This is a genomic window from Shewanella oneidensis MR-1 (assembly GCF_000146165.2).
Taxonomy (GTDB): Bacteria; Pseudomonadota; Gammaproteobacteria; order Enterobacterales; family Shewanellaceae; genus Shewanella; species Shewanella oneidensis.
Window position 1 is genome coordinate 332,704 of the sequence record NC_004347.2, and the last position, 17,524, is coordinate 350,227.

Annotated in this window: 14 protein-coding genes; 8 read left to right on the top strand and 6 right to left on the bottom strand. The window is 48.1% G+C overall.

Annotation, left to right across the window (positions count from 1 at the left end):
• Nucleotides 1-17 precede the first annotated feature (17 nt).
• The 5 genes from SO_RS01575 (at nt 18) to SO_RS01595 (ending at nt 4,251) form a co-directional block, all read left to right on the top strand.
• Entirely contained in the window at nt 18-1,472 is a 1,455-nt protein-coding gene (locus SO_RS01575) for a protein adenylyltransferase SelO (RefSeq protein WP_011070695.1), read from the top strand.
• Between the two features lie 11 nt (nt 1,473-1,483).
• Nucleotides 1,484-1,777 (top strand): DUF3630 family protein, encoded by a 294-nt coding sequence (locus SO_RS01580; RefSeq protein WP_011070696.1) that lies wholly within the window; start codon nt 1,484-1,486, stop codon nt 1,775-1,777.
• Nucleotides 1,778-1,817: 40 nt separating this feature from the next.
• The gene (locus SO_RS01585; protein ID WP_011070697.1) at nt 1,818-2,855 is read left to right on the top strand and encodes a serine/threonine protein kinase; all 1,038 of its coding nucleotides are present in this window, start codon (nt 1,818-1,820) and stop codon (nt 2,853-2,855) included.
• A gap of 126 nt (nt 2,856-2,981) precedes the next feature.
• Complete coding sequence (locus SO_RS01590; RefSeq protein ID WP_011070698.1) at nt 2,982-3,590, top strand: thiol:disulfide interchange protein DsbA/DsbL; 609 nt, start codon at nt 2,982-2,984, stop codon at nt 3,588-3,590.
• A 448-nt stretch (nt 3,591-4,038) separates the two neighbouring features.
• Nucleotides 4,039-4,251: a DUF1107 domain-containing protein gene (locus SO_RS01595; protein ID WP_011070699.1), complete on the top strand. Its 213-nt coding sequence runs from the start codon at nt 4,039-4,041 to the stop codon at nt 4,249-4,251.
• On the opposite strand, the gene SO_RS01600 is transcribed toward SO_RS01595, so the two are convergent.
• The gene (locus tag SO_RS01600; protein ID WP_011070700.1) at nt 4,248-4,469 is read right to left on the bottom strand and encodes a cell division protein ZapB; all 222 of its coding nucleotides are present in this window, start codon (nt 4,467-4,469) and stop codon (nt 4,248-4,250) included. The genes SO_RS01595 and SO_RS01600 overlap by 4 nt on opposite strands.
• Nucleotides 4,470-4,648: 179 nt before the next feature.
• Between SO_RS01600 and SO_RS01605 the strand changes: the two genes are divergently transcribed.
• Complete coding sequence (locus SO_RS01605; RefSeq protein ID WP_011070701.1) at nt 4,649-6,172, top strand: Na+/H+ antiporter NhaC family protein; 1,524 nt, start codon at nt 4,649-4,651, stop codon at nt 6,170-6,172.
• 56 nt (nt 6,173-6,228) lie between these two features.
• Nucleotides 6,229-6,585: a RidA family protein gene (locus tag SO_RS01610; RefSeq protein ID WP_011070702.1), complete on the top strand. Its 357-nt coding sequence runs from the start codon at nt 6,229-6,231 to the stop codon at nt 6,583-6,585.
• Between the two features lie 187 nt (nt 6,586-6,772).
• Here SO_RS01610 and SO_RS01615 read toward each other — a convergent pair whose 3' ends face one another.
• Together SO_RS01615 and SO_RS01620 are read right to left on the bottom strand one after the other, a co-directional pair.
• Nucleotides 6,773-7,108, bottom strand: a complete 336-nt coding sequence (locus tag SO_RS01615) for a hypothetical protein (RefSeq protein WP_011070703.1) — start codon at nt 7,106-7,108, stop codon at nt 6,773-6,775.
• A gap of 17 nt (nt 7,109-7,125) precedes the next feature.
• The gene (locus tag SO_RS01620; protein WP_164925808.1) at nt 7,126-7,395 is read right to left on the bottom strand and encodes a Rho-binding antiterminator; all 270 of its coding nucleotides are present in this window, start codon (nt 7,393-7,395) and stop codon (nt 7,126-7,128) included.
• A gap of 229 nt (nt 7,396-7,624) precedes the next feature.
• Between SO_RS01620 and SO_RS01625 the strand changes: the two genes are divergently transcribed.
• The gene (locus SO_RS01625) at nt 7,625-8,716 is read left to right on the top strand and encodes a branched-chain amino acid aminotransferase (RefSeq protein ID WP_011070705.1); all 1,092 of its coding nucleotides are present in this window, start codon (nt 7,625-7,627) and stop codon (nt 8,714-8,716) included.
• A gap of 40 nt (nt 8,717-8,756) precedes the next feature.
• Here the strand turns inward: SO_RS01625 and SO_RS01630 are convergent, their stop codons facing one another.
• The 3 genes from SO_RS01630 to acnD form a co-directional block, all read right to left on the bottom strand.
• Nucleotides 8,757-13,304 carry an EAL domain-containing protein gene (locus SO_RS01630; protein ID WP_011070706.1) on the bottom strand — a complete coding sequence of 1,516 codons (4,548 nt, stop codon included), beginning with the start codon at nt 13,302-13,304 and terminating at the stop codon, nt 8,757-8,759.
• A 256-nt stretch (nt 13,305-13,560) separates the two neighbouring features.
• Nucleotides 13,561-14,754, bottom strand: coding sequence for a 2-methylaconitate cis-trans isomerase PrpF (gene prpF / locus SO_RS01635; RefSeq protein WP_011070707.1), 1,194 nt, complete (start codon nt 14,752-14,754; stop codon nt 13,561-13,563).
• Between the two features lie 86 nt (nt 14,755-14,840).
• Nucleotides 14,841-17,444: a Fe/S-dependent 2-methylisocitrate dehydratase AcnD gene (gene acnD, locus SO_RS01640; RefSeq protein WP_011070708.1), complete on the bottom strand. Its 2,604-nt coding sequence runs from the start codon at nt 17,442-17,444 to the stop codon at nt 14,841-14,843.
• Between the last annotated feature and the right edge of the window lie 80 nt (nt 17,445-17,524).

The window sequence follows — 17,524 nt, forward strand, 5'->3', positions numbered from 1 at the left end:
CCATAGGGAAATCACCGATGAAGTTCAAACAGGATTTTTTCACCCAATTGCCTGAGTTTTATTCCCAAGTTTATCCGCAGGGGATTAGCAATCCCCATTGGCTTGCTTGGAGTGACGATGCTGCGGCGTTAATTGGTTTGCATCAGCCAACAGATGAGTTATTACAGGGCTTATCGGGTAACGCGGCTGTTGAAGGTGCAAGCTATTATGCACAGGTTTATAGCGGGCATCAGTTTGGTGGTTACACTCCTCGATTAGGTGATGGCCGCTCAATTATCCTCGGTGAAGCGATTGGCCCTAATGGTGCGTGGGATGTGGCGCTTAAAGGTGGCGGTCCGACGCCTTATTCTCGCCATGGTGATGGTCGGGCTGTAATGCGCTCAGCGGTGCGTGAATTTTTAGTCTCCGAAGCGCTGCATCATTTAGGTGTGCCGACAACCCGTGCCTTGGCTGTGATTGGCTCAGATATGCCCGTTTGGCGCGAGAGCCAAGAAACCGCAGCCATTACCGTACGTTTGGCACGCAGTCATATCCGTTTCGGTCATTTCGAATTTTTCAGCCATAGCGAGCGTGGCCAAGCTGATAAGCTGACGCAGCTGCTCAACTTTACCTTGAAGCAGCATTATCCGCATTTGAGCTGTGATCCTGCGGGTTATAAAGCCTGGTTTTTACAAGTGGTGCAAGATTCCGCCAAGATGATCGCCCATTGGCAGGCAATCGGTTTTGCCCATGGGGTAATGAACACCGATAATATGTCGATTCTTGGTGATAGTTTCGATTTTGGCCCCTTTGCCTTCCTCGATACCTTCCAAGAAGACTTTATTTGTAATCATTCAGACCCCGATGGACGTTACGCCTTTGGCCAGCAACCCGGTATTGGTCTGTGGAATTTGCAACGTTTAGCGCAGGCGTTGACACCTGTGATTGCCTCCGATGATTTAATCGCTGCCCTGAATCAATATCAACACGCCTTAGTGCAGCATTATTTGGCGCTGATGCGCGCTAAGTTGGGGTTAGTGCAGCAAGCTGATTCAAGTGCAGAGCAGGATCAGCAGGACTTAGAACTCATTGGCCGCTTTACCGTGTTGATGGAGAAAAATCAGCTCGATTACAGCCATACTTGGCGTCGCTTCGGCCAGCTTGATCCCAGTAGTTTACACTCGAGCCTGCGGGATGATTTTATCGATCTCAACGAGTTTGATGCTTGGTATCAGGTGTATCAGGCGCGGCTTGGAAAGGTGACCGATGTCGAGGCGTGGCAACAGCAGTGTAATCGAGTCAATCCCAAGTATATTTTGCGTAACTATTTGGCCCAAGAGGCGATTATCGCGGTAGATGAGGGCAATTTAGCGCAGCTACAGCGTTTACATCAGGTATTGCGCCAGCCTTTTACCGAGCAAATTGAGCATGAGGAGCTGGCCAAGCGTCCACCCGATTGGGGGCAAGGGCTGATCATGTCATGCAGCAGTTGATGGAAGCCACAATGAAATTAAACGCCATTCAGTTAGATAGATCCGCCTTAAGCTTAAGCGTGAGCGGCGATATCGACTTTGATCATTTCGAAGCCTTTGCAGAGCCGTTAGCCTATGCCTTAGATTGCCGCTTGCGCGAGCGCCAATGGGGGGCCGATCGTCACCAATGGTTATTGGAGTTTGAAGGCACACCGCTTTGGCTTAACTATGAGTTTTACGGCAATATCTGTTGGCTCAGTGTGGAGCGAGAGGCTGATGTTGAGGTGCTAGAATACTTAGCCACACTACTAACATCCCACCTATGAGTGTTCTGAAAGCACTATTTTATGTTTATGAGAGAGCCCAATGAACCAAGAGAAGTTAGACCTACGAAAGAGTGCCGCGGATGATACTCATTCGGGTGCCGCCTTTGCTTTTCAAGCCTTAACACCTGATTTGATTTTAGATGCGATCGAAAGTCTTGGGGTGTATCCCGAAACTGGGTTATTAGCGCTCAACAGCTACGAAAACCGTGTGTATCAATTCCGTAGCGATGAAGGGCAACGCTATGTGGTTAAGTTTTATCGCCCCGATCGTTGGAGCGATGCGCAAATTCAGGAGGAACACGATTTTGCGCTCGCCCTTGCCGAGCAGGAAATTCCCATGGCCGTGCCGACGGCAGTCCAAGGCCATACCTTGCATCACTTTCAAGGGTTTCGGTTTGCACTGTTTCCCTCTATTGGCGGGCGAGCCTTTGAAGTGGATAATTTAGAGCAGCTGGAATTTGTTGGGCGCTTTATCGGTCGTATGCATCAGTATGGTGCGCAGTCGGTTTTTCAGGCCCGTGAGCCACTCAATCCACAAATCTTAGGTGATGAGCCATTGGCATGGTTGAAGCAGTCTGAATTAGTGCCAACTTCGCTGCGAGTGGCTTTTTTCACTGTGGTTGAACAAGTATTGGCGAAGGTTAATACCCTTTGGGCCCAGCAACGCTTCAAGCCGATTCGCTTACATGGCGATTTGCATCCCGGGAACATTTTGTGGACACCCGATGGCCCAGGTTTTGTGGATTTAGATGATGCGCGTATGGGGCCGGCCATTCAAGATCTATGGATGATGCTCACCGGGGACCGGGCGCAGCAGCAACTGCAATTGGAAGTTTTACTCGAAGCTTATGAGGAGTTTTGTGAATTCGATACGCGGCAACTGGCGCTGATTGAGCCTCTGCGGGCGCTACGTATGGTGCACTATAACGCGTGGATTGGCAGACGTTGGCAAGATCCGGCTTTCCCGATGCATTTCCCATGGTTTGGGGATGAAAAATATTGGGAGCAGCAGATTTTGGCATTTAAGGAGCAACTCGCGGCGCTCGATGAACCTCCGCTCAGTTTGATCCCTTATTAGATGTGTAACTGGCGCGGATTAAGTGGTTCAATTGTTTGGCAGATTGAACTCTTCGCTTGAGTTACACTCAAAAACAGAAATATATTAGGCTCCAGCTATTTTAGATAATTGATTTAAGGAAAATTCATGAAAAAAGCATTACTTATGGCGGCAGCGCTGTTATTGGCTCCATTAACTGTTTCGGCAGCTGAATACAAAGAAGGCGTACATTACACGGTGATTAATGATGGTCCCGCGACCGCTAAGCCAGAAATCACCGAGTTTTTCTCTTTCTATTGCCCACATTGCTACACTTTTTCTAAAACCGTAGTGCCTAAAATTTTGGCCGAGAAGCCAGCGGGTGTGGAATTTAACCAAGCCCACGTTGACTTTATTGGTAAAGAAATGGGCATCGAAATGTCACGTGCTTTTGCGGTAGCTCATCAACTCAATGTGAATGAAAAAATCGATACCGCTTTATTTACCGCCATCCATGATAAGAAACAACACTTCACCAGCCGTGATGATGTTCGTGCTTTGTTTGTGGCAAATGGTGTTGATGGTAAAACCTTTGATGCCGCTGCAGATTCATTTATGGTCAAAGCCCAAATGTCGAAAATGAAGCGTGATACCGAGAACGCTAAACTGACAGGCGTACCCGCTCTGGTTGTTAATGGCAAATACCGTGTCGAAACGGGTGCGATTAAGTCCTATGACGAGCTATTAGACATCGCTTACTACTTAGCGAGAAAGTAATTATTACCGGATTGCAGTGATTTAGTCATCTATCTGTAATTTAATTTATTGATAATAAATGAATTATAAAAAGGAGCCTAGTGCTCCTTTTTTATTGGCGAGTGACCCGCCCAAAATACGTTGAACCAGTATTGCGGAGTATGCGTATTAAAATTTTGGCAAAAAAAACCGTACTTCCGATAATGGAGAGTACGGACTTGAGCCATAGGGCTCATTTTTACCCTGAGTAACGTGGTTGATTCTAGTTGCGCGTCAAAATAATGTCAATAGTCAAAATATTGACATATTTTTAGGTGCTATTGAATGATTTTATTACTGATTAAAATCAAATGATTAAGTTATTTATATTGTAAATACTGAAAAAAATCCTTTGTGGATGAAACTCAATAGGTCATCTTTCGGTCAAATACTGTGATCTATAACAACAAAAATGCATGTAGGGGGTTATATGAGAGTTTTCCCTGTCTACGCACCTAAGCTTATTGTTAAGCATGCGCGTATTTTTCTCACTGGCGTGATATGGGTAAAAGACTTAGGCCGATTAGAATTTGAAAAAGGGCGATTTTTATTGCCGAGAAAAAGCCTGCCAAAAGTGAAGCAGGCTATCTTAGAGCTGAACGAATTGATTGAAGCGCAGAATCATCAAACTAAAACAGCTTAGATTTCACTATTGAGCAAGCCAACAAGTCCGGTAACTTTCTCGTTCCAAGAAGTCAGTTCCTGTTGCAATTGTTGGTTTTGCTCGATTAATTGATTGTTTTGCTCACTCAAGGTCGACGTCTTTTGCTTCTCTTCCTCTAGCTCCATTTTTAGAAGCTCGATAGTTTCGAGTGTAGCCTGGATCTTGGTTTCCAGTTTGGACAGTAATTCAAGGCTCATCTGGAGAGTCCTATAGTTTCTGGATGGGACTGTGATTCTAGCAGTGCCAAGAGCATAAGGAATAGCAGTCTTTGTCGTTTGGCTAAAAAATGTCCGATAACCGAGTGCTAATTTAAGTTTTTTTGCATTTGTTATTAACTCGTTAGTATTCTTGGTTTTATTTATTGTCGGAATGGCCCATGTTGTCGAATCTGCTCGCCATACTTCCTCTGTTTTTAACCTTGGTATTAGCCCTTTGGTTGCGACGTACTTTAGTCGCGTTAGGCGTAGGAATACTCTCTGGCGCCTTGATTATTGCTCACTTCGATATCGTGCAAAGCGTGAGTTATCTCCTCGAGATAGGTGTTAAACAGTTTTATAGCCAAGATGCGTGGCAATGGTGGCATTTAAACGTATTAACGGCCATGTTGCTGTTGGGGAGTATGACGCAACTACTTGCCAGAAGCGGCGCAGTAGGGTTATTTGGTGATTGGTTGTATCGCCGTATTCGCACGGGACGCCAAGCGCGTGTTGGTGTCGTGCTGCTAGGTTGGTTAGTGTTTATTGATGGTATTTTTAGTTGCCTTGCCGTGGGCCATGTGTGCCAGCCTTTGAGCCAACGTTACGGCATTCGTCAGGAGCAACTGGCTTATTTGGTTGACTCTAATGCCTCACCACTTTGTTCCTTGTTACCTTTTTCTAGTTGGGGGCCCTATGTGATGGCGCTGCTGGCGGGATTAAGTTTCTTACCGGTTTCTGCGCTTGAGGCCTTTATCGAGGTGGCTTTATCCAATTTTTATGCGATTACGACCTTAGGGTTATCGCTGATTGTGGCTTGGTTTGGAGTGGGGTTTCGCCCAATCGAGAGTGCAGTGCTAATGGCGGCAGAGCCGAGTAAGGTGACTCAGATGGACATTGCGCCGCCTAGCTCCCAAGGTAATCCTTGGTTGCTGGCGATTCCTATGCTGACTTTGCTGTGTGCGTCTGTTGGGTTAACCCTGTGGTCGGGGGCGCAGCAGGTGCCTGCATGGGATATTTCGGCCTGGTTAGCCAGCGCTGATATTGGTGCTGCGATGCGGGATGCGTGTTTGTTATCGACCTTGGTGACACTTGGCTTGTTAATAATGTCAGGCCGAAGCATAGGTAAGTTATTGGGTGACCTAGCCCATGGGGTCCGTATGATCGCGTTTGCGATTGCAATATTGCTCTGTACTTGGATGATTGGCGCGGTGATCCAAGATCTCGGCGTGGCGAGTTTATTGGCCGATTGGGCAAAATGGTATTTATCCCCCAGTTTGCTGGTGGCGGGTATGTTTTTACTGTGCGCCATCATGGCCTTTGCCACAGGTTCGAGCTGGGGGACGTTTGCGATTATGATCCCGATTGGCGGTGAAATTGCCCATAATATGGATGCAAGCTTACTGTTACCCGTATTAAGTGCGGTGATGGCGGGCTCGGTGTTTGGCGACCATTGCTCGCCAATTTCCGATACCAGTGTGCTGAGCGCGACCAGCTCAGGCTGTTTGCCCCATGATCATGTGGTGACTCAGTTACCCTTCGCACTTATTGCTGCCTTTGCGGCATTGGTGGGATTTCAGCTAGTCAATTTATCCGTGGCAACTGTGTTTGTTTGGCTTGGTGTTATCGGCACCTCCCTTGGGTTGTTGGTGTTAATGGCGCGCTTTTATCCTCCTTGGGTGGCGGCTCGTTCACAGACAAACTGAGCCTTTCGGGGTAACATGGCCGCAGAATTAACCATTTGATTGAAGAGATTATCCCTATGAGCATTACCCGTTTAGATGTCGGCACACGTATGAGCAGCATAGTGATCCATCAAGGTACTGTGTACTTGTGTGGCCAGGTCGCAAAGGATAAGTATCAAAACATCACTGAACAAACGACCACCATGTTAGAAGAGGTGGATGCTTTGTTGGCGCAAGCGGGCAGTTCCCGTGAGCACTTGCTGTCTGCAACGCTCTATTTAAAAGATATGAATGACTATGATGCTATGAATGCCGTTTGGGACGCATGGGTGCCAAAGGGTCATGCGCCAGCTCGTGCCTGCGTGCAGGCGGCGATTGCTGAGCCTGAATATCTGGTTGAAGTTTCAGTGATTGCGGCGGTAGCCAAGGCGTAGACTGCTATCTGCATCCATGTAAGAAGTAAAGCCGAGTCGATCTTGGCTTTATTTGTCTTCAGGTTATTAATGCCATAGATTGCAGTCCTAAATACGCAGTGATACCCCAAGGCAGAGCAATTATTTTAGGCGCACCACAATCTTAGGTGCAGTTATCGCGAGAGTTTGGTTAGCACTCAATCTGTGATTAGAAATAGCGGGCTAAATTTGCCGGAATGGCGGGAATGTGCGATTCATACTGTGCCTGTAATGCTCGGGAAATTTCCTCGATATTCTGTGTTGTTAAACCTTGTTCTATGATGGTTACCGCCCAAGGTGCATGGTTTTTGAGTCGAGTATAAGCCTCGGTTTCGACAAACTGCGCTAATGAATAGGCAGCGCCGCCCAATCCATGGCCCCAGCCCTCACTGGCGCTAAATGGTGCGTCGAGTCGCTTGCTATCAAATTCCACTACATAGGGATATTGGCCATGGTGACCGCCAGTCCAATCCCCTAAATCCACCCATAGAATCATCCTTGCCATTTATTTATCCTCTTTTGCTATTGGCTCGCAATCATAACACGGCCAAAGCTGGCATCGAGCTCGGTGGGTGTAATTGCGATAATCGTATCTAGCCTCAGTGTTTGCAGGCCTTTATGTTCTTGTTCGATGGCCAGCCATTCACTCTTATCGGCATGGGTTTGGATGGTGATTGCCCGTGCTAAGCAAAGGCTACCGTCTTGCAACTCAATTTTGAGCCAATAGCCGCGAAGGCAAGCCAGTTCAAGGTAGTCGTAGTGGGCACAGGGGATTATTTTATAGTCAGATATCATCTTGTTTCTCGCATAAATATTTAAGCGCGATGGAGAGGCTGAGTTTAACGAACCGTCTGAAGATTATCGAACCTTATCTTTTGCAGGGTTCATGCCCTAATGGCAAGCTGATAACACATTTATTATCAGGATATTTTATCGCCTAAGACTTTAAGATGAATGTCACCTATTGACTTTATTCTTGCTGCTACCTAGTCTGCTTGTTCAGTAATCAAGGTGGTATGCGATGGAAATAAAATACGATTTAAAACCTGCGTCCGAACGCCGTACTGAGCAATTCAAGCCCGAAGGAAATGTGGGCTTCGGTAGCCTCAGAACCGATCATATGTTTTTAATGGATTATCACGATGGTGAGTGGCGCGATCCTCGTATTGTGCCCTATGGCCCATTTGAAATGGCTCCGGGTGCAATGGCGCTGCACTATGGCCAGTCAATCTTCGAAGGTGCAAAAGCCTTTATGCATGAAGATGGCGAAATTTACACGTTCCGTATTAATAAAAACGCTGAGCGTATGAATCGTTCTGCGGATATTGTCTGTATTCCTAATATCGATGAGCAGATGCAAATCGATGCGATCAACGCCTTGATCGATGTGGATCGTCTTTGGTTCCCGATGCAAGAAGGTGCCTGTTTATACATTCGCCCCTTTATTTTTGCGACCGAAGACCGTCTGTCTGTAAGCCCAAGTTCGCGCTACACATTCTGCGTGGTGTTAAGCCCAAGTGGTGCTTACTACGCGGCGGGTGTGAATAAAGGCATTCGTCTACTGATCAGCAAGACTTACCATCGCGCTGTATCGGGTGGTACTGGCGCCTCTAAAGCGGCGGGTAACTATGCCGCCTCATTACGTGCGGGTAAAGCTGCCGCACAGTTTGGGGCCTCACAGGTGTTGTATTTAGATGCCAACAATCAGCAGATTGAAGAAGCTGGGGCTATGAACCACTTCCACATTCTCAAAGATGGCACTGTGATTATCCCGACATTCACCGACACCATCTTAAAATCGATTACCTCGCAATCTATTATGGAACTCAGTGAGCTACTCGGCTGCGAAGTGCGCCAAGAGACGGTGATGCTCGATAAGTTTATTGCCGATATCGAATCCGGTGAGATTATCGAGGCGGGTGGTTTTGGAACTGCCGCCGTAGTGTCTGCTGTTGGTTCTTATATTTTTGAAGATGGCCGAGTGGTGACTGTTGGCAACGGCGAGGTGGGTGAGCATATTCAACGCATCTACAAACTGTATACCGATATCCAAAAAGGTCATGTTCAAGGCCCTGAGGGATGGGTCAAACGCGTCGAGCGTGTTGCGCCTTAATCGCGGCTAAATTGAAAGAATCAGGCTCCATTGTGGAGCCTTATTTTTTTACATCTTGCCGATCTTTTGTGCGTTGTTGTAATAGCGTTTGGCAATCTTGGGCGCTGAGCGGTTTACTCAGCAGGAAGCCCTGCACCTGATCGCAGCCTTGCAGCGCTAAGAAGTTCAGCTGTTCTTGGGTTTCAACCCCTTCTGCCACCACATTCAACTCCAGACTATGGGCGAGGGCGATAATTGCACTGGTAATGGCCGCATCATCGGGGTCGTTGGTAATGTCGCGCACAAACTCGCGGTCAATTTTTAAGGTATCGATAGGGAAACGTTTAAGGTAACTCAAGCTCGAGTAGCCAGTGCCAAAATCATCCACTGCGATGGTTAAACCTAGCGCCTTGAGTTTAGATAGAATATTCACCGACTCCTGCGGATTGCCCATGATCATCGATTCGGTTAGCTCTAGCTCAAGCGCCTTGGCGGGCAGCCCTGATACTGCAAGGGCCACTTCAATGGTCGAGATAATATCGGCCTTTAGCTGCCGAGCCGACAGGTTGACGGCCATACTGATATCGCTAAAACCTAACTCATTCCATTCAGCCAGCTGCTGGCAAGATTGGTTAATCACCCAATGGCCTATTTGATTGATCATGCCTGTTTCTTCCGCCAGTGGAATAAACTCTGCAGGTGAGATGGGACCTAATTCTGAATGCTGCCAGCGCAGTAGCGCTTCAAGCCCAGTCAGAGAACCGTTGCGTAGGCAAAACTTAGGTTGGTATACAAGGCTTAACTCATTGTGTGAGATGGCTTGTTTTAGTCCGGTTTCGAGTTGCATATGGCGAGTGGCCATCTCATTGAGTTTATTGGTATAAAACTGGAAGTTATTCCGTCCGAGCGCCTTAGCGTGGTACATGGCGGTATCGGCAAATTTAATCAATGAATCTACATCTTTTGCATCATTTGGATACAGGCTAATACCTATCGAAGTGGAGATGTTGAGCGATTTATCATCTAATAAAAAGGGCGCTTGGAAAGCTTTAAGCACTTTCTCCGAGATCAAGGTGGCGGCTTTGGTTTTTGCCACACCTTCCAAAATAATGGTAAATTCATCCCCTCCTAAGCGGGCAACCGTATCCCCTTCGCGGACGGCACTTTGCAGTCTGTGGGCAACCGCTTTAAGCAGCAGATCGCCAATATGATGTCCCATGGAGTCGTTGATATGCTTAAAACGATCGAGATCTAAAAACAGCAGGGCGACAATATTATTCGACCTATGTGCTTGAGATATCGCGTGGTTAAGCCTGTCTTGAAATAGGGTGCGATTAGGTAGTCCTGTGAGCGTATCGAAGCTGGCAAGAAAGCGTAAATCTTCCTCGGCCTTTTTACGTTCTGTAATATCGGTAAATACCGCTACAAAGTGGCTGGTTTCGCCTTTTACGTCGATAACTTGGTTAATCTCGAGCCAAACGAGAATCGCCCGGCGAGCCTTATTGCGGATCCAAATTTCCCCCGCCCAATGTTTATGGCGCAGTAACTGCTGCTCAATGCTATTAAACAGATCCCGTTGTTGCCTGCTATAGGCTAGATGGATTAAGAATTTATCGCTGATTTGCCCCTCAGAATAACCCGTGATAGCGCTAAAGGCCGGATTGACCGAGCGAATTCGATAGTCTAAGCCTGCAACGACTACAGCTTCGTTCATGCTGTTGAGTACTTGGGATGAGAGCACCAGTTCATTTTCGATCAACTTGCGCGAGGTAATATTACGGGTCGTCCCCGTCATCCGAATGGGGCGCTCCTGTGCATTGGTTTCGACCACTTTGCCCCGCTCAAGGATCCAAACCCATTTACCTGGTGAATGCTCAATACGGTATTCGACTTCAAAGAATGGAGAGCGGCCTTGTAAGTGTTCGGTCAGCTCATACTTAAATCTTTCCCTATCCTCGGGGTGAGCATTGTCGTGCAGCAGCTGGTGGCCGTTCCATTGCGGAACCGCAATATCCGTATTGGTTCGATACACTTGTTGCTCTTGGATATTCCAGTCCCACATCCCGTCGCCAGAAGCCCAAAGGGCTAGTTTAAGCCGCTCCTCCGAAGCGCGAATGCTGGTTTCAAACTCTTGTTGTTGTGAGCGTTTCTGCTTACGCCACCTCAAAGCCCACCCCATTGAAACCAGCGTAAATAGGACATAAAACGCATAGGCAAATGGGGTGCGATAAAAAGGGGCTTTGACGGTTAAATTGACCAAAAGCGCATAGTTACCTTTGCTGTTGTACTCTAGAGAGTGACGCACGTGCAGTAGGTAGTTGCCTGGATCGATATTGGTAAAGGTGATTTCATTACCTGTGGGTAAATCGTGCCATTGGTTATCAAATCCCTCGAGAAAATAACTAAAGCGATTTTTTCCTGGGTAGCTGAAATCCAGTGAGGTCACTTCAAAGCTGATTAATTGATCTGCATAGTTCATCACGATTTGCGGAGGATGGCTGAGATCTAAGATAGTCTGTTTTTGACCGGCAATTTTATACGCAGTGAGTGCGACCCTTGCTTCACTTCTTTGATTAGGTAAGGTTTTAGGGTTAAAGCGATTGATGCCATTAATCCCGCCAAACCAAAGATCGCCATCACTGTCTTTAAGTTTAACGCCACCGTTAAACTCCAGCGCCTGCAGGCCTTCCTGTTCGTTGAAATTGATGATTTTGCCATTATGAGGATTCAACTTGCCAATTCCTGCATTGCTGCTGAACCATATGTGGTTGTCATCATCTTCCAACAGGGCGTAAATCGTATCGCTGGGCAAGCCTTGCTCGCGGGTATAGTCGCTAAAAATAGGGGATAAGGCTTGAGCTGGTAGCCTGCTAATGCCCCCATGGGTAGCAAACCAGGTATCACCATTACTTGCGACAAAAATGTCTCTAATGCGATTGTTGATAATGCTATTTTTATCATGGGGATCATGATAAAAAACTTCGCCATGTCCCGTTTGCATATCCAATTTCACTAGGCCATTAAGCGAGCCAATCCATAGGATATTTTTATCCGATTTAAGCGTCAGCAACAGGTTTTGAATTGGATGGAAATTTTCAATTCCAGTGAGTGGCACTGGGGTGAACTCATCATTTACGCTGGATTTTCGGTATAGCGCATGGGATGTCGCCACCCACAGCCTATTTTGATTATCTAACTCTAGACTACGGATATAGTTAGCTTCTGCTGAAGTGTCTCGGCTATCAGCAACATTAAGCAGGTTAAACTCACCGTTGGGAGTGAGGCGCCCTAATCCATAATTACTGGCAAACCAGAGAATGCCTTGCTTATCTTGGACAATCGAGCGCAGGATTAAATTTAAGTGCTGAGTCTGTTGCCCTAACGCTTTGGCAAAAAAGGAGGTGTAGTGCTCAAATGTCGTGCTATTGACGGCTAAGCGCTTAAGGCCTGCTCCTTCAGTTCCTATCCATAGCGCCTGATCTTGGCTGCGGTAAATGGTGCGGACATTGTTGCTCTGCAGCGGTAATTCGTTCGTATATTCAAACAAATGCTGAAAATATTGGCGTCGAGTGTTGATCTTATTCAACCCAGAATAACTTGCGCCAAGCCACAGGTTACCGAAAGGATCTTCAAGAAGGCTTAAGATATTGTTTTCGCTGATACTGTTTGTGCGCTTCATATCGTATTGATGATAAGTCGCTACGAATTTATCTGCTTCACGTTCTAACTGGATTAAGCCCGCCTCTGGCCCTACAACCCAGAATTGCCCTTCGGGCGTTTGAATAAAATCCTTGATATATGGGATATTTTTGTCAGCTTGCCAGAGAGCTTTTCCCTGCTGAGTAGCAAGATCATAGTGCCAGAGTTGATTGCCGAGGGCTAAAGTTATTGCGCGACTTGAATTGGCTTTAACCTGATAGGCAATGGCATCCTGCGGTATATTGAGCCGCGTAATTGTATTTGCACTGACGGCAAAGGTGCCACTGCCCTTCGTTCCTGCGAGTAAATAGGTATTATCTACGTTAGCAAGGCTAGTAATATAGGGTTCAATGCTAGTGCCCAGAGATACTTTGGTGAGTCGATTCGTTCTCGTGGAGAATGAAAATAACCCACTTTGAGTACCAATCCACAGTGTATTGCCGACAATATTGAGTTTCGTCACTCTGGGATCAGTGAGGCCTTGCTCTACTCCAAAACGTTTAAAGGTGCCGGTTTTTAAATCGAGCCTGTTGATTCCTTGGCTAAAGCTCCCCACCCAGAGATAACCTTCTGCATCCTGGATAATATCCGATACATAACTTTCTGAAATGCTTTTAGGATCATTAGGTGAGTGGATAAAAAGATTGAAGTTATAGCCGTTATAGCTATGGAGACCATCCTGAGTGCCAATCCACAGCATGCCAGCACTGTCCATAAAAAGGCTAGTAATCGTATTTTGGTTTAACCCGTCTTCACTACGAATGTGTTCAAATTTCAGCTGTGTGTTAGCCGCATTTAAAGGTAATGCCAAGCCTGTGGAGGGCACCGTAAAAAAACTGATAATGCAGAGCACGCTAAAGATTAGTCTAAGGATTGGTTGACTCAAAGCTACCCCTATAAATCCCAACATTGGGAGGCATTGCTAACTTTACTTTGGGGATATCGCGTTAAGAATAAGGTAGACGCGAACTCAGTTTCAAAATAATAATTAATTTATTCACAGGTTTATGCAGCCCAAAGGATTTTATAATTAGCAGCTGTAACCAAAGCAAGTTTAGCATTTTTTACTGAATGCCAACATATCGGGATTAACTGGGCAGAGAAATAAAAAAGACCTTGCCGGAAGGGGGAGAAGCAAGGCCTTTGGTTGAACTCTATATATTGGTCTAAGGCTTAGGCACGCGAACAAAACCTTCCATCAGCACACGGGCGCTGCGGCTCATAATGGCTTTAATCACTGTCCATTCACCGTTTTCTTGAACGGCCTGCGCACCCACGCGTAGCGTGCCAGAGGGATGGCCAAAGCGTACTGCTTCTTTCTCTCCACCACCTGCGGCGAGGTTCACTAATGTACCGGGAATCGCTGCGGCAGTGCCAATGGCAACTGCGGCGGTGCCCATCATCGCATGGTGCAGTTTGCCCATGGAGAGCGCGCGTACTAGAAGATCGACATCTTCTGCCGCCACGGTTTTACCGCTCGATGACGCATAGCTTTTGGGCGGAGCGACAAAGGCGATTTTTGGCGTGTGTTGGCGTGATGCGGCTTCATCAATATGTTTGATAAGCCCCATACGCAGTGCGCCATGGGCGCGAATAGTTTCAAACTTGGCAAGGGCAGCGTTATCGCTGTTGATATCGTCCTGCAGCTCAGTGCCTGTATAACCCAAGTCTTCTGCATTGATAAAAATGGTCGGGATGCCCGCGTTAATCATAGTAGCGTTAAAGCGACCAATGCCCGGCACTTCCAGCACATCCACAAGGTTGCCCGTGGGGAACATGCAGCCCCCTTCACCGTCATCATCGGCGGCAGGGTTCATAAATTCGATTTGGACTTCGGCGGCGGGGAAGGTCACGCCATCCAGCTCAAAATCCCCCGTTTCTTGCACCGCACCATCTGTGATGGGTACATGGGCAATAATGGTTTTGCCAATATTGGCTTGCCAGATCCGCACGGTGCAGACACCGTTTCGCGGGATACGTGCAGCATCAATCAGCCCATTGCTGATGGCAAAAGCGCCTACGGCGGCTGTTAAGTTACCGCAGTTACCACTCCAATCCACAAAAGGTTTATCGATAGACACTTGGCCAAAGAGGTAGTCGACATCATGGTTGGCTTTGCTGCTGTGTGACAGTATAACCGTCTTGCTGGTGCTAGAAGTTGCGCCGCCCATACCATCAATTTGCTTAGCATAGGGGTCGGGGCTGCCAATGACGCGCAGCAGCAGTGCATCACGCGCAGGGCCGGGCACTTGGGCTGCTTCGGGTAAGTCCTGCAGGCGGAAAAACACCCCTTTACTGGTGCCGCCGCGCATATAGGTCGCTGCCACTTTAATCTGGGGCGGGAAAAGTTTATTACTCATGCTATTAACTCCAAGGGGAATAGCGAAAAGATTAGCGTCGATATAGGCGGCAAGCCTGTCGGCATTGCCGCCTTTTAGCGCGAGTCTTACTTCAGGTTCGACTCTAAAAAGTCCTGCGCAAACCGTTGCAGTACGCCGCCAGCTTCATAGATTGATACTTCTTCGGCGGTATCTAAACGGCAAGTCACAGGCACTTCAACGCGCTCACCGTTTTTACGGGTGATGATAACGGTCAAATCTGCTCTTGGCGCGATTGAACCAATAACATCAAATACCTCAGTGCCATCGATGCCGTAGGTCGCGCGATTCTCGCCCGCCTTAAATTCAAGCGGTAACACACCCATACCGACTAAGTTTGTGCGGTGAATACGCTCAAAGCCTTCGGCAACAATGGCCTCAACTCCCGCTAAGCGCACACCTTTTGCCGCCCAGTCACGGGATGAGCCTTGGCCATAGTCTGCGCCGGCGATAATAATCAGCGGCTGCTTGCGATCCATATAGGTTTCAATGGCTTCCCACATGCGGGTGACTATGCCTTCTGGCTCGATACGTGCCAGTGAGCCTTGCTTCACCTTGCCATCGACAATTGCCATCTCGTTTTTGAGTTTAGGGTTGGCGAAGGTGGCGCGCTGGGCGGTTAAATGGTCGCCCCTGTGGGTCGCATAGGAGTTAAAGTCTTCCTCAGGCAAGCCCATTTTGTGCAGGTATTCACCCGCCGCACTGTCCATCATAATCGCGTTTGATGGCGATAAATGGTCGGTGGTGATGTTGTCACCTAATACTGCCAGTGGGCGCATGCCCTTGAGAGTCCGCTCGCCCGCTAATGCGCCTTCCCAGTAAGGTGGGCGGCGGATATAGGTTGATTGTGGACGCCAGTCGTACAGCGGGCTGACCTTATCGCCGTAGTCGACGCTCAAATCAAACATGGGTTCGTAAACCTTGCGGAACTGCTCAGGCTTAACGCTTGCGGCGATCACAGCATCGATTTCAGCATCCGACGGCCAAATATTGATTAAGCGCACTGGCTTGCCGTCTTTATCGAGGCCTAAGACATCCTTCTCGATATCGAAACGAATGGTGCCCGCAATCGCATAGGCCACCACTAACGGTGGCGATGCGAGGAAGGCTTGCTTAGCATAAGGGTGAATTCGGCCGTCGAAGTTACGGTTACCGGATAATACAGCGGTAGCGTACAGATCGCGGTCGATCACTTCCTGCTGGATAACGGGGTCGAGGGCGCCGCTCATACCGTTACAGGTGGTACAGGCAAAACCGACAATACCAAAGCCTAAGGACTCAAGTTCAGGCAGTAAATTGGCTTCTTCTAAATACAGTTGTACCGCTTTAGAACCAGGGGCGAGTGAGGTCTTCACCCAAGGTTTACGGGTTAAACCTTTGGCATTGGCGTTGCGTGCAAGCAGGCCCGCCGCAATCACGTTACGTGGGTTACTGGTGTTAGTGCAGCTGGTGATGGCCGCAATAATCACTGCGCCATCTGGCATTAACCCTGGCTCGTTTTCAACCTCGCCACTGATACCGCGTGCGGCCAACTCTGAGGTTGGTACGCGTGCATGGGGGTTAGAAGGCCCAGCTATGGTGCGCACAACCGACGACAGGTCAAAGTGCAGTGTGCGTGGGTAGACAGCCTGCTTGAGATCATCGCTCCACAAACCAGCCGTTTTCGCATAGGTTTCAACCAGCTTAACCTGCTCGGCTTCGCGGCCCGTGAGGGTTAGGTAGTCTAGCGTTTGTTGGTCGATGTAGAACATGGCGGCCGTGGCACCAAATTCTGGCGTCATGTTCGAGATGGTTGCGCGATCCCCAAGGGTTAAGGCCTCAGCGCCTTCGCCGAAGAACTCTAAATATGAAGAAACCACTTTTTGGGCGCGTAAAAATTCGGTCAAAGCCAGCACGATATCGGTTGCAGTGATGCCCGGCTGAGGTTTACCTGTTAGCTCCACGCCGATAATGTCGGGTAGACGCATGTATGAGGCGCGGCCTAACATTACACTTTCGGCTTCAAGACCACCCACACCAATGGCGATAACACCCAGCGCATCCACATGGGGAGTATGGCTGTCGGTGCCGACTAGAGTATCGGGGAAGGCCACACCGTTGCGAGCATGGATCACGGGTGACATACGCTCCAGGTTAATTTGGTGCATGATGCCGTTACCCTGCGGGATCACATCGATGTTTTTAAAGGCTTTTTGGGTCCAGTTGATAAAGTGAAATCTGTCTTCGTTGCGTCTGTCTTCGATGGCGCGGTTTTTGGCGAAGGCATCTTTATCGAAACCACCGTATTCCACTGCTAATGAGTGGTCAACAATCAGTTGAGTCGGAACAACTGGGTTAACCTGCGCTGGATCGCCACCCTTAGCAGCAATCGCATCACGTAAACCTGCAAGATCTACCAGTGCGGTTTGGCCTAAAATATCGTGGCACACGACTCGGGCAGGGAACCATGGGAAATCCAGTTCTTGCTTTGATTCAATAATTTGTTTTAGTGAGGCGGTGAGCATTTCTGGTTCGCAGCGACGCACTAAATTTTCCGCTAACACGCGCGAGGTGTAAGGCAATTTCGCGTAGGCGCCGGGGGCAATGGCTTCAATGGCTTCGCGGGTGTCGAAATAGTCGAGTGCTGTGCCGGGTAAAGGCTTGCGATATTGGGTGTTCATAACAGTGCTCATAACATCATCCATTTCGGAAAATGAAGTCGGCGCGAGACGCACATTGAGTTAAGTCTCGCGCTAAGTGTGGTCAGTTGTGC

Bases quoted from the DNA above. Each gene is read 5' to 3' on its own strand.
- SO_RS01575 (WP_011070695.1), top strand. From the start codon at position 18: ATGAAGTTCAAACAGGATTTTTTCACCCAATTGCCTGAGTTTTATTCC.
- SO_RS01580 (WP_011070696.1), top strand. From the start codon at position 1,484: ATGAAATTAAACGCCATTCAGTTAGATAGATCCGCCTTAAGCTTAAGC.
- SO_RS01585 (WP_011070697.1), top strand. From the start codon at position 1,818: ATGAACCAAGAGAAGTTAGACCTACGAAAGAGTGCCGCGGATGATACT.
- SO_RS01590 (WP_011070698.1), top strand. From the start codon at position 2,982: ATGAAAAAAGCATTACTTATGGCGGCAGCGCTGTTATTGGCTCCATTA.
- SO_RS01595 (WP_011070699.1), top strand. From the start codon at position 4,039: ATGAGAGTTTTCCCTGTCTACGCACCTAAGCTTATTGTTAAGCATGCG.
- SO_RS01600 (WP_011070700.1), bottom strand. From the start codon at position 4,469: ATGAGCCTTGAATTACTGTCCAAACTGGAAACCAAGATCCAGGCTACA.
- SO_RS01605 (WP_011070701.1), top strand. From the start codon at position 4,649: ATGTTGTCGAATCTGCTCGCCATACTTCCTCTGTTTTTAACCTTGGTA.
- SO_RS01610 (WP_011070702.1), top strand. From the start codon at position 6,229: ATGAGCATTACCCGTTTAGATGTCGGCACACGTATGAGCAGCATAGTG.
- SO_RS01615 (WP_011070703.1), bottom strand. From the start codon at position 7,108: ATGGCAAGGATGATTCTATGGGTGGATTTAGGGGATTGGACTGGCGGT.
- SO_RS01625 (WP_011070705.1), top strand. From the start codon at position 7,625: ATGGAAATAAAATACGATTTAAAACCTGCGTCCGAACGCCGTACTGAG.
- SO_RS01630 (WP_011070706.1), bottom strand. From the start codon at position 13,304: ATGTTGGGATTTATAGGGGTAGCTTTGAGTCAACCAATCCTTAGACTA.
- prpF (WP_011070707.1), bottom strand. From the start codon at position 14,754: ATGAGTAATAAACTTTTCCCGCCCCAGATTAAAGTGGCAGCGACCTAT.
- acnD (WP_011070708.1), bottom strand. From the start codon at position 17,444: ATGAGCACTGTTATGAACACCCAATATCGCAAGCCTTTACCCGGCACA.